We start from the raw sequence: 11929 nt of genomic DNA, 5'->3' as shown, positions 1-11929 counted from the left end.
TCGCGCGGAAGCGGGAAGTACTCCTGGGCTTCCGCCTCGCCGGCGTCGAAATCATCGGCCGACAGTCGTAGGAACAACCGGCCACTAAGCAGTTCAAACCGGAAGAAGGATCATCATGACTGACCAACCCAGGCAGCTCGGAGGCGGCCGAAAAATGTTCGGCGACTTCGCACCGAAGCTTGCCGAGCTCACCGACGACATGCTCTTCGAGGACGTCTGGAACCGGCCCGAACTCTCCGCACGGGACCGCAGCCTCATCACCGTCGCCGTTCTCACCACCGGCGGAAACACCGAGCAGTTGGGCTTCCATCTGGGCCGCGCCATCGAAAACGGCGTGACCCGGGACGAGCTCATCGAAGCCATCACCCATGTCACGCTCTACGCCGGCTGGCCGAAGGGCATGTCCGCGATGGGCATCGCCAAGCAGCTTTTCACAGAGAACACCTAAGGAAAATCATGAATATCGAACCCACTGTGCCGACAACCAAAAACCCGCCAGCCCAGTTCGCCGGCGACGTGTGGCTGGATCCAATCGCTCTTCCCCACGAGAGCGACCAGACGATGGTCGTCGCGACCGTCCGCTTCGCGCCCGGAGCACGTACCGCCTGGCACTCCCACCAGCACGGCCAGTACCTGCGCGTCACCCAGGGTGTAGGCCGCTTCGGCACCCGGGACGGGAAGATCATCGAAGTCCACCCCGGCCAGACGATCTATACCCCACCCGGCGAGGAGCACTGGCACGCCGCCGCCCCCGGCTGTTTCATGGAACACATTGCCATGCTGCAAAACGGTGAAGACCCGTCCAAGACCACCACTTGGAACGGGCACATCACAGACGACGAGTACAACGGCCGCTAACCAGCGGGTGACGTTTACAGGCCCAAATTGTCACGGCGTTTCCCCTCGGCGCCGGTCTATGAGTCCCGCGGCGAGAAACGGCGTCGGGATGACACAACTGCGCCGCCCAGCCGCGGGTCGGGCACTTTTCACCGCAGGCTCGTCTGCCGCACAGATGCTCTGGCTGGTACATCCGATCATTGCTAGCGTGGCGGAATGAACTCGTCGAAGACCCCCGCCGAGATCCTCAACATTGCCGGTAACGCGGTTCGCATCTCGAATCCGGACAAGGTGGTGTTCCCCGAGCCCGGGCTGACCAAGCTCGACGTGGTTCGTTACTACCTCGCCGTCGCGGACGGTGCACTGAGGGGCGCCGGCGGACGACCCATGGTGCTCAAGCGTTTCCCGAAGGGGATCGGCGCTGAGCCGTTCTTTCAGAAGCGCGTGCCTGAAAACCACCCCGACTTCATCGACACAGTGACGCTGCACTACGCGTCGGGGACATCCGCCGAAGAGGCCGTCATCCGGGATGCCGCGGGCCTGGCGTGGGTCGTGAATCTTGGATGCCTGGACCTCAACCCGCACCCCGTGCGCGCCGAGGACCTCGAGCATCCCGACGAACTCCGGGTCGACCTCGACCCGATGCCGGGGGTCGACTGGTCGCAGATTGTTGACGTCGCCTATGTCGCGCGTGACGTGCTCGACGACGTGGGACTGGTGGGGTGGCCGAAGACGAGCGGTTCGCGGGGTCTCCACATCCTGGTGCGCATCGCGCCCCGGTGGGCCTACCGGGACGTGCGGCTCGCCGCCGAGACCCTCGCCCGCGAGGTCGGGAAGCGGGCCCCGGGCCTCGCCACGGCGCGGTGGTGGAAGGAGGAGCGCGGCGAGAGTGTGTTCGTCGACTTCAATCAGAACGCCAAGGACCGCACCGTGGCATCGGCATACTCGATCCGGCCCCTGCCCGACGCCCGAGTCTCGACTCCGCTCACTTGGGATGAGGTTGCCTCCACCCGGCCGGAACAATTCACGGTGCCGACGGTGATTGAGCGTTTCGCAGTGATGGGCGACCCCCACGCCGGCATCGACAATGCTGCAGGGACACTCGACGGACTTATCAGCTTGGCTGCCGACCTCGGTCCCGCCGAAAAGCCGCCGCGCGGCGGCGACGGCGTGGGCCGCCGGCAGTCGGTGATGCCGCTGATCGAGGTGGCCCGTACCAAGACCAGGCCCGAGGCGCTTGCGGCGCTCGACGAGTGGAAGACGCTGCATGCGGACCTCGTCCCCGCCCTGCATCCCGCCGACATCCTCGTTGACGGAATGCGCGGGTCGAGTTCGCTCTGGTATCGGGTGCGGGTGAACCTGCAGCACGTCCCCGAAAATGAGCGTCCGGGCCAGGAGGGGCTCATCGCTGACTACGACCCCTGGGCGGGCAAAGAGTGACCGGGGGCTTGGGTCACGAGACCGAAGGCCCCGCCTGCCTCGACGAGCTTGGCCATAGCTCAGGACAATCCTTCAGTTTCATTCCGGGCGCTCAGGTTCCGCAGAAGGTCCGGTAAGGGCCGAAACTTTCCGGGGCGGCAGCGGCGTAATGCTCGAGACCGGTCCGTTCGTCGAAGGGTGAGGCTAATGCGTCCATCAACCCTTCCAGCGGACCGGTATTCCCGCCGGTTGCGGCAGTCAGGGTCTCTTCTACCAGGTGGTTCCGCGGGATGTAGACGGGGTTGACCCGGTCCATGGCGTCAGCATCCGGGGCCTCGGCGCGCCAGCGCCTTACCCAGGCATCGAACCCTGCCGGGTGCAGAACCTGGTCCCGCGCAGGTCCAGCGTGGCCGCGCGCGGCCTTGCCGAGGTGCCGGAAAAACGATGTCCAGTCCGCCCGTGACTCCTGAATCAGTGCCACAAGTTCGTCCACAAGAGGCGAGGTCACTTCGTCGTCGAGCCCTTCACGGAACCCCAGCTTGGCCTTCATGCCTGCCGACCAGGCTTCGCTGTACTGCCGGCGGAACTCGCTGAGTGCTTCCACCGCGAGGTCCACCGCCTGCTCCTGGTCATCGTGGAGCAGAGGCAGGAGAGACTCCGCGAGCCGGGCAAGGTTCCATTCCGCCACCACCGGCTGATTGCGGTAGGCGTAGCGTCCGGTCTCGTCGATCGAGCTGTAGACTGCGGCGGGGTCAAAGCCCTCCATGAAGGCACACGGCCCGTAGTCGAGGGTTTCCCCCGAGATCGTCATGTTGTCCGTGTTCATGACCCCGTGTACGAACCCTACGAGCATCCATTGGGCCACCAGTGAAGCCTGGGCCGATATGACCGCTTGCAATAGTGCGAGGTAACGGTTCCCTGCCTCCCCGGCGGCCCGGTGGTGACGGGTTATTGCGTAGTCGGCGAGGCGGCGAAGGAGACCGATGTCCCCCGTGGACCGGGCGTACTGGAAGCTGCCCACACGCAGGTGGCTGCTCGCAACCCGGGTGAGAACGGCGCCGGGCAGGAGTGTCTCCCGCTGCACCGAACGCCCCGTCGCGACGACGGCGAGGGATCCTGTGGTGGGGATGTGAAGCGCGTGCATCGACTCGCTCACGATGTATTCGCGCAGCATGGGACCGACGACTGCCCGGCCGTCGCTGTTCCGCGCAAACGGCGTGCGTCCTGATCCCTTGAGGTGGATGTCGCGGAGCTGCCCGTCGGCGTGCCCGATCTCGCCGAGCAGGAGCGCGCGCCCGTCGCCGAGACGTGGTGCGTACCAGCCAAACTGGTGGCCGGCGTAGGCCTGCGCCACCGGGCTGGCCTCCGCAGGGATGGAGTTGCCGGTCAGCAGAAGCAGACCCTCAGGGCTCCGGAGAAAGGCCGGATCGAGACCAAGCTCAGTGGCGAGGCGCTCGTTGAGCACCAGAAGGTGCGGGTCGGGCGCCTCCTCCGCGCGCCAAGGAATCGCCATCTCCTTGAACTCCCGGGCGAAACGGCCATCAAAGGTGACGGTTGACTGCGCAATGTCACTCATCTATCAAGGATACGGGCGACACCGTCAGCAACGTCGCGTGGTCGGATTTCCCCGCCCGGGTTCCTGAGGCGCTCGCTGTCCCGTATGACTGTCATCGCGGTACGGTCGGCCCCGGGACGATCCTGGCGTTCCACGAGCTGAGAAAGGCCAGGGCCGCAGCCAATCCCGCACTCAGCACGACGGCTCCCAGCCACATCGAAACGGGCCATTGAATCCCCGACGCGAGGGCAATCCCGGTCAGCTGGCCCGCCCAGATCAATGCCGCCAGCAATGCGGTGACCGCCGGTAACCGGCGCCTCAGCCACGGCCCATCCCGTCTGGCGAGCAACACGTCCGCCACGACGGCGACTAGCGTGGCGCCTGCCGCGCCGGCGGCCGCGGCCGGACGCAGCCCCGACATGGCCAGGGGCAGCCAAGCCACCACGGCGACCAGGATCGTGGCAATGCCGTGAGGCGGCCGCCGGGCTCCGGAGAAGCCGTAGAGGAAGGGGATGATGATCAGCGCCGTGGTCAGCAGATAGCTGGCCATTCCGAGGGCCGGGGGCAGTTCAGCTTGCGTGTGCCCGGGGCTCCCGATCGGCGTCTGCACATACGGGACGGCCGGCGGGGTCCGGACGAAGGCAGAGCAGTAGATGAGGAAAAAGGCGCCCAGACCGGTCATCAGGGCGAGAGCCAGCAGGGCAGCTGGCGTCCACTCGAAGGCTTCTGAACCGCTTGCCGCCCGCGCGCTCCGGATGCCGGTGCCGAGGATGAGGAAGAGGCTGAACCCCAGCAGCAAATGTGTCGGGCTCACCAGCGCGTCGAGGGAGACTTCGATGCCCAGGATCTCATGCCAGGCCAGATCGAGAACGCCAGCGACGGCGAAGAGGGCGAGTCCGAGGGCCGTGCCCTGATAGCCGGCTGGTATGGCCCGGGCCAGCGGCTGTCCGGGCTGACGGTTCCTCCAGATCACGATGGCCGTCCAGGCGGCCGTGGCCACGAGGCCCGAATATAGTGCCGCGTGCCAGGGGGTAAAGAAGGTCTCCAGCCCGGGAAGGTGAAGGTGTGCCCAGCCGTCCAGAAAGACCGCCAGGAGGAGCCAGATGCCCAGCAGCTGCGTTATGAAGTCGTTCCGTGCGCCTGCCCGGCGAGTCTGTGCCGCCGTGTCAACCATGGTCGCTCTCCTCAGGCAGGAGCGGATATTTCTTTCGCGAGTCTAAGGGCGGAGATGCGCAGGTTCCTTGGTAATTTTCTCGATGTCCGCAGCCGTGATTTCGATCAGCTGATGCGCCAAGTCCGCCAGGGCGCGTGCGGTCGCCAGCTCGTCTCCAATCTCGGGGACATCGGAGTCCACCGGATTCAGCCGGGCCAACCCGACCCCTTCCAGTTCAGCCCGGCCCTCGGCCTTCAACCGCGCCGTGGCCCGCGTTTGGTTTTCATGTTCGTCGATGACGATGCTCACCGACCAACTTTTCTCTTGCATAGTGCTCGCCTCCTCGATCCAATTTCCACCATGCCAAGCCCGAGGCAAGCCGTCAAGATCCCTAAACTTCCCCGCAGACCGATGCGCCAAAGGTCCTAAATTGCCCATGCGACCGGGCATTCACGGAGCTCATACAGTCACTGATGGCGCACCGGGTGCGAGGCCGTGGTCTCCACGTTCCCCGCCCGTCCCCGGCAGATCGCCACTGATCCTCAACCCGGGCACAAGGCTACGTGTTGAGGTCCCAATGGACCCGGATTGCCTCTGCAATCGGTCCAGCAGTGACATCAATTTGAAAAGCAACGGGCGCGGTCCCCGTCTCTTCGATGACCACGTCATGGTAAACACGGCCGCATGAGGGACACAGGGTGTAGAGATCCTCGTCCTCAGGCCACGATGCCAGCCCCGCGGGCACGGGAGTGGTTCCGCCGATGTGAACGGGGATGCCTTGCGAGTTGGCCTGAATCAATCCCTCATTGCTGACCGTATTGCCGCATACGCACGTGATGGTGGTGACGTCATGATCGATGACATCAGCGAATTCGGTGTCCATGATGAGCTCCCGGGCGTTGGAAGAAAGCGTTCTGTCGTAGATTATGCCTGCGGACCTGCTTTTAGGGCCCTGCGAAAGAAAAGTCAGCGGTGCCGCCGGCCTTCCGTCAACCAGTGCAGTGGCCTGCCAAGAATGACAAGCCCTTGGTCTGGCGGTCCCGTCACCCTTGAGACTTCGATGGGCCGGCACCACCACACACCGAACAGAGCACGGCGTCAGAACTCGACACCGCGCACGAGGGTGATGAGCCGGTCCTTTGTCTGTTCGGCCGTAGGCCCGGTCGGAGAGATCAGGACCTGCGCGGTGAATGTCGCGAGGTTCTGGCCCCTGACCACCATGACGGACAGGATCGTGATCGGCACGTCGCCCGCGGGGCGGAGGGACTTCGGGCCCGCGGGTTCGGTGCTCATGTTGAACGCCGCTCTGTCCCCGACTCCGTCGAGCGGCTCGCCTGGCATGTCCCGGGCGGCCGGCGCTGAGGCTGCCCCCTTGAAGACTTCGATTGAGAAGACAAGGGAGTCCGGGCCCGGTGTGCCCAAGTCACCGAATGTGTAACGGCAGTTGGCCTCGCCCGGGAGGATCTGCGGCTGGGTCGTCGCCCCGAAAGCCTGCTTGACCTCATCGGGACTGATCAGGGCGCAGACCGCGTTGTTCGTCGTGGCCGGCGGACCCACCGGCGGAGCCGCGGGGACACAGAGTGTAGTGCCGTTGCCCCAGCCGGCGTCCACTGCTGCCTGGGCGAGCGAGCGGGCCATCGCGTTGCCGTCCGGGACGCCGGACCCTTCCATCGGCGGTGAGGCCACGTAGGGCATCTCGAGAGTCTCGTGGCCCCGGACAGCCGTCAGGACGACGTTCGCGGACGCGCCGCCGGCCTCGCCGCGGAAATAGCCCGTCCACTGCAGGCAGACGAAGTCGCCGATGCCCGTGACAGGTGAGCAGTCGGACGTCGACCTGGCTTTCGAGATGTCAGCGGCCGACGCGGGAGACGTGAGGGCCACCGACAGGAACGCCGCTCCTGACTCCTTGGACTTGCTCGAATACGTGCAGAGGTAGGCTTTGCTTCCCGGCGGCTTGGGCGGGATGCTCTGCCCGACAGGCACGAGCCCGGATTCGGCCTTCGCCGCAATCTCCGGAGTGATGAGATCGCAGGCCGGGTTGCCCGTACTCGATGAGGGGCCCGGCGACGACGTTCCGTTTTGGCCCGCGAGCTGAGAACACGCGGCGAGGAACAGGGCGAGCACGGCGACGAGCGTGACGCCGAGTCGAGTTGGCCAGCGCCGGGGGCTAGGCATGGGGCTCCTTTCCGAGGCCGCAAGGGTGATTCCAACGCTGGGGCAGTCGCGCACGCGGCCGAGGGGCGGAGACAAGGAGGACGAGCCCGAGGACGACGACGCAGTTGGGCTCGGCCGGGGGAATCAGCGTCAGTACGTCACTCATGGCATCAGTGTGGCGCTGCGCGGCGCCGAGCCCCCAGAGCCAAAAGGCCGGGCCATCTGTCGCTGGCCCTCCCCCTTCAACCCATTTATGGACAGGCATCGAAAAATGGCATGACCGGACGCCAACGGCACCATAGCCAGGGTTTGTGTGCGCTCGCACAGTCAAAGGCCATTGGGCAACGTCGTCGGAAGCGGCGAAACGGCCAGTGAACAATGCTGAACCGGGTTTCACGTCCATGAACCGATCACATCTGCCTCACGTTTGCCAGACTGTTTACATAGAAAATCGACGGCCCAATAAATACCGCCATGTGCGCTCTTCCGGGGACACTTTCGCGCGGCATAGTCTGGGCACGCCAGCCTGCGGCCGAAGTTGACGGAGGCGGAAAGCGGGACACGAGTCGGTTGGAAGGGACAAACCATGCTGATCTGCGCAACCTGCGCCGTCGAACGCGACGAACCTACCCCGGGGGTCTGCCCGATCTGCGCCGACGAGCGGCAGTATGTGCCCGAGCGCGGACAAGAGTGGCTCACCCTGGACGGGCTGGCGGAGGCGGGCCAGCAGACATTGTTGAAGGAGAACGAGCCTGGGCTGATCGGGATCAAGACGGAGCCAAGAGTCGGGATCGGCCAGACCGCTCAGCTTGTAGTGACGAACGAGGGTTCTCTGCTGTGGGATCCGGTCGGATATGTCGATGACAGCGCTGTCAAGGCAGTGCTTGAGCGAGGCCCGGTCCTGGCGATCGCCGCCAGCCATCCGCACATGTTCGGCGTGCAGGTCGAATGGTCGCGGCGGCTCGGTGGCGTCCCTGTACTTGTGGCGGACGCAGACCGGCGCTGGCTCGGGCGCCATGATCCGATCATCGAATACTGGTCCGGCAGCCAGACAATCGCCGAAGGGTTGAGACTCCACCAGACCGGGGGGCACTTCCCGGGCAGCGCGGTGGTGCACTGGTCTGCAGGAGCAGACAGCAGAGGAGTCCTGCTGACCGGTGACAGCGTGTACCCGAACCCAGACCGTCGTTCCATCTCTTTCATGCGCAGCTACCCGAATCTCTTGCCGCTATCCGGCGCGGTCGCGTTGCGAATCGCCGCGCAATTGGGAGAGCTAACGTTCGACCGGATCTATGGCAACTTCAACAACGTAATCGCGTCCGGAGCCAAGGCCGTCCTGCACGATTCCGCCGAAAGGCACGCTGCGTGGACGCGAGGAGACTTCGACCATTTGACCTGACCTGTCCATGTCCCCCTTTAGCGTCAGTTTGGGATCGGGTAAAAGTTCATGCTCGTATTGACGATTACCCGGAAGCCCCGGCCTCCGCCGGCGAGCGCCAGGCGTCAAAGTTCCATGAATTCTGGAGGACGGCGCTTCAGCATCCCGCTTGCGGAGTTCGTGGGACGCCGGCGTGGACGGCAAGGCAGTGGTGTCGTCGGTGCCATGACGCGGCTCGAAGCAGATGGGAGGATGGGCCCATGGAACTGCATATCACTGGCGACCCCGCCGCCGACCAACTGCTCAGCAATGACGCGTTCGCACTCCTGATCGGCATGCTGCTTGACCAGCAGGTGACCATGGAATCTGCGTTTGCCGGACCCGAAAAAATCCGGACGCGCATCGGGGCCATGAACCCTGCCGCAATCGCCGAACATGACCCGGCAGACTTCGTGGAGATCTTCAAGGAACGTCCGTCCATCCACCGCTTCCCTAGCTCCATGGCCAGCCGTGTCCAGGACCTCGCCGCGACCGTACAGCGCGATTGGAATGGGGACGCTACTGCCATCTGGAACCAGGACGACCCCGACGGCCAGGAGGTGCTGCGCAGGTTGAAGGAATTGCCCGGCTTCGGCGAGCAAAAGGCGAAGATCTTCCTCGCACTCCTCGGCAAGCAGTGCGGACTGCAGGCACAAGGATGGCGTGAGGCCGCCGACCCCTATGGCCGGGAAAGCGCATTTCTTTCTGTCGCCGACATCGTGGATCCCGAGTCGCTGAAAAGAGTCCGCGCCGGTAAGCAGGCTGCCAAGGCCGCCATCAAGGCCGCGAAGGCATCAGAGCGCTGATACGAATGGCCTGAAGCAAAGTTGGGCCGCTGGCGACGGACACGGCCCGGCGCACAGCGGACAAAACGTGGGGATCACGACTGACTGGAACTGACCATGTCCGGTCCGACTCAACGGCGCATATGTCGGCCGAGACCTCCCGGCGTTCATGGTGGCATCCCGGCAGAAGATGGCAACATGGGGACATGACTCCTGCTCATGGTCTTTCCGGCTTCTTCCGGCGTCCCCAGCCCGTCAAACCCCAGGCCGGTCAAGAATCAGTATGGGACTACCCGCGGCCGCCAAGGGTCGAGCCGCGATCCGAACGGATTACCGTGCGGCTTGGCGGGCAGGTAATCACCGACACCACCGATGCAGTGCGCGTCCTGGAGACGAGTCATCCGCCCGTCTACTACTTGCCATTGGAATCATTCCCTGCCGGTGTACTCGTCCCGGTCGAGGGCACCAGCTTCTGCGAGTTCAAGGGAGAAGCGCACTACTTCGACGTCGTTGCTGGCGGAGTCGTTGTTCCCCGTGCCGGGTGGACCTACCCGGAACCCACCCCGGGGTTCGAGGCGCTCAGTACCCGGGTGGCCCTCTACCCGGGTCACATGGACTCCTGCGAGGTCGACGGCGAGCAGGTAACCTCCCAGGAAGGTGACTTCTACGGCGGTTGGATTACCAAGCAGATCGTTGGCCCGTTCAAGGGTGGCCCGGGCACCGACGGGTGGTGAGCACGTCACCCTTGCGCCGGCAAGATCTCCCCACTGGTTGGTGCCGCCGCGGGGACCGGAGCGCCGGGAGTGCTGTCGCGGAGCATGGCCCACAGGACGTTGAGTCGTCGCCGGCCGGGCTGTGACCGTAGCGTGCTCTTGACGCAGCCCGGCCACAAGGGTATACAAGGGCCATCCCGGTGTCGTCGCGGGGGTCACGGCCGCAGAGCAAGAGCGGGCAGCGCGGTGACCGTCATTAGGGACTACGGCGGAGCAGCGGAGTGAGGTGTGAGGGATGACCGGATTAGCTGCCCTTCGCTTCGTGGCGCTCGGCTGGGCAGGTTTCGTCGCCGCGGAAGCAGGGATTGCGGACGAATGGGGGTACTACTTCGGCGTTTTCGTGATTGTGCTTGCCCAGTGCGCCGGTGTACCGCTTCCTGCCGTGGCCGTGCTGCTTGGGGCCTACGCCTCGGCGCGCCACGGAGATCTGAACCTTGCTGCCGTTATCGCGGTCGGCAGCCTGGGCGCCATGCTCGGGAGCACCATTGGCTACGTACTCGGGCGGGTGGGAGGCCGTCCGTTGATGCTGCGACTTGCAAAGCGCTTCCACGCAGACGAGAAACGCATCGTCCAAATGGAGTCGTTCTTCGATCGGCACGGCGGCACGGCCCTGTTCTTCGGCCGCTGGGTCATTGTCGTCCGACTCTGGGGCGCCATTGCCGCGGGGGCTGCCAAGATGCCGTGGCCCAAGTTCCTGCTGTGGAACATCACCGGGTCCATTGCCTGGGTCGCGAGCCTCAGCGTTCTCGCCTATCTCGCCGGCGCACTGGCCCATGCCATCGGTGACGCTCTCGACATCGGCGGCTGGGTGCTGCTCCCCATCGTCGTGCTTGGGTTGTGGATAGTCTGGCGCCGGCGCAGACGCCGGAAGCTCAAATCCGCGGCCGCGTCAGGGGACGGCGTGCCCGACGCCGACTGAAGCCGGGGCATGAATGTCGTGCCCGGCGCCGGCGATCAGCCGCGCCAGTGGATCGGGCGGTTCGATGAATTCTCCATCCACCGGCCTTAAACGTACGAAGGTCCTTCGCCTCTGATCCAGGCCCGTGCCGGAGCCTAGCGTGAAGCACGGGCCGATCGCCAAAGGACGGCTGGAATATATAGCGTTGTCTGGCGTTTCGTGGTGCTGAGGATCCGCCGGCCCGGCCCGAGGCGCGGGTGTTCAAGTTGACGAATCCCGCTGAAGGGATCTGAATTCGGGTGATGAATCTAAAGCGGGAAAGACGTCGCCGACCACAAGGATCGACGTGCCGGCCCCGTCATGGCGCCAGTTGCCTGACCGGGAGGTGCCGGGATAGTGCCTAGCATTGAAGGTGAGATCGTCATCGGCCGGCCGGTGGGTGAGGTGTTCGACTTCGTCGCCGACGAACGGAACGAGCCACGGTACAACCCCCGCATGCTGCACGTCGAGAAAGTCACCGACGGCGCCATCGGCAACGGGACGCAGTTCCGGGCGACCGTGAAATCCATGGGACGGCCGCTGACCCTGCTCCTGGAAACCACGGATTACCAGCGTCCCACGCGGCTCGCGAACACGACAAGCACGTCCTCGGCCACGATCCAAGGAGTTCTCACGTTCGAGCCTGACCGGGCAGGCACACTGATGCGCTGGTCGTGGGACATCCGGCCCCGTAACGCCCTCAAGTTCCTCTCCCCGCTCATCAGCCGAATGGGCAAACGTCAGGAAGCCGCCAACTGGGCAAACCTGAAACGCTATCTGGAATCAATGCCGGCAGCGGGCACGCCCGAAAGCGGACCGGCACTGACGTGACTTTGCACGGTGATGCGCCCGGGCCTCGTGCATGACGCCGGTGACGTGCAAGGGGCGAACTATTGGTG

At 64.9% G+C, this 11929-nt stretch carries 13 protein-coding genes; 8 read left to right on the top strand and 5 right to left on the bottom strand.

From position 1 onward, the window contains the following. Positions 1–115 precede the first annotated feature (115 nt). The 3 genes from LDO15_RS10015 to ligD all read left to right on the top strand — a co-directional run bounded on the left by LDO15_RS10015 (position 116) and on the right by ligD (position 2277). Positions 116–448: a carboxymuconolactone decarboxylase family protein gene (locus LDO15_RS10015; RefSeq protein ID WP_223986577.1), complete on the top strand. Its 333-nt coding sequence runs from the start codon at positions 116–118 to the stop codon at positions 446–448. An 8-nt stretch (positions 449–456) separates the two neighbouring features. Then, positions 457–858 carry a cupin domain-containing protein gene (locus LDO15_RS10010; protein ID WP_223986574.1) on the top strand — a complete coding sequence of 134 codons (402 nt, stop codon included), beginning with the start codon at positions 457–459 and terminating at the stop codon, positions 856–858. 195 nt (positions 859–1053) lie between these two features. Then, complete coding sequence (gene ligD, locus LDO15_RS10005; protein WP_223986572.1) at positions 1054–2277, top strand: non-homologous end-joining DNA ligase; 1224 nt, start codon at positions 1054–1056, stop codon at positions 2275–2277. A gap of 91 nt (positions 2278–2368) precedes the next feature. Here the strand turns inward: ligD and LDO15_RS10000 are convergent, their stop codons facing one another. From LDO15_RS10000 to LDO15_RS09980, 5 genes are all read right to left on the bottom strand, one after another. Further along, positions 2369–3832 carry a protein adenylyltransferase SelO gene (locus LDO15_RS10000; RefSeq protein ID WP_223986569.1) on the bottom strand — a complete coding sequence of 488 codons (1464 nt, stop codon included), beginning with the start codon at positions 3830–3832 and terminating at the stop codon, positions 2369–2371. Between the two features lie 91 nt (positions 3833–3923). Beyond that, positions 3924–4985 carry a hypothetical protein gene (locus LDO15_RS09995; RefSeq protein WP_223986567.1) on the bottom strand — a complete coding sequence of 354 codons (1062 nt, stop codon included), beginning with the start codon at positions 4983–4985 and terminating at the stop codon, positions 3924–3926. 42 nt (positions 4986–5027) lie between these two features. Further along, positions 5028–5273: a DUF1876 domain-containing protein gene (locus LDO15_RS09990; protein ID WP_263428357.1), complete on the bottom strand. Its 246-nt coding sequence runs from the start codon at positions 5271–5273 to the stop codon at positions 5028–5030. 250 nt (positions 5274–5523) lie between these two features. Then, positions 5524–5847, bottom strand: coding sequence for a hypothetical protein (locus LDO15_RS09985; protein WP_223986563.1), 324 nt, complete (start codon positions 5845–5847; stop codon positions 5524–5526). A gap of 215 nt (positions 5848–6062) precedes the next feature. Continuing rightward, positions 6063–7139 carry a hypothetical protein gene (locus LDO15_RS09980; RefSeq protein ID WP_223986561.1) on the bottom strand — a complete coding sequence of 359 codons (1077 nt, stop codon included), beginning with the start codon at positions 7137–7139 and terminating at the stop codon, positions 6063–6065. 565 nt (positions 7140–7704) lie between these two features. Here LDO15_RS09980 and LDO15_RS09975 point away from each other — a divergent pair. From LDO15_RS09975 to LDO15_RS09955, 5 genes are all read left to right on the top strand, one after another. Continuing rightward, positions 7705–8517: an MBL fold metallo-hydrolase gene (locus LDO15_RS09975; protein ID WP_223986559.1), complete on the top strand. Its 813-nt coding sequence runs from the start codon at positions 7705–7707 to the stop codon at positions 8515–8517. A 239-nt stretch (positions 8518–8756) separates the two neighbouring features. After that, a complete protein-coding gene (locus tag LDO15_RS09970; RefSeq protein WP_223986558.1) occupies positions 8757–9341 on the top strand; it encodes an HhH-GPD-type base excision DNA repair protein in 585 nt (194 codons plus the stop codon). Between the two features lie 185 nt (positions 9342–9526). Then, complete coding sequence (locus LDO15_RS09965) at positions 9527–10054, top strand: DUF427 domain-containing protein (RefSeq protein WP_223986555.1); 528 nt, start codon at positions 9527–9529, stop codon at positions 10052–10054. A gap of 274 nt (positions 10055–10328) precedes the next feature. Next, a complete protein-coding gene (locus LDO15_RS09960) occupies positions 10329–11012 on the top strand; it encodes a DedA family protein (protein ID WP_223986551.1) in 684 nt (227 codons plus the stop codon). A gap of 375 nt (positions 11013–11387) precedes the next feature. After that, the gene (locus tag LDO15_RS09955; protein WP_223986548.1) at positions 11388–11861 is read left to right on the top strand and encodes an SRPBCC family protein; all 474 of its coding nucleotides are present in this window, start codon (positions 11388–11390) and stop codon (positions 11859–11861) included. Positions 11862–11929: the final 68 nt, after the last annotated feature.

The organism is Arthrobacter sp. NicSoilB8 (assembly GCF_019977355.1).
Lineage (GTDB): Bacteria > Actinomycetota > Actinomycetes > Actinomycetales > Micrococcaceae > Arthrobacter.
This window is presented reverse-complemented; position numbering and strand designations above follow the sequence as displayed.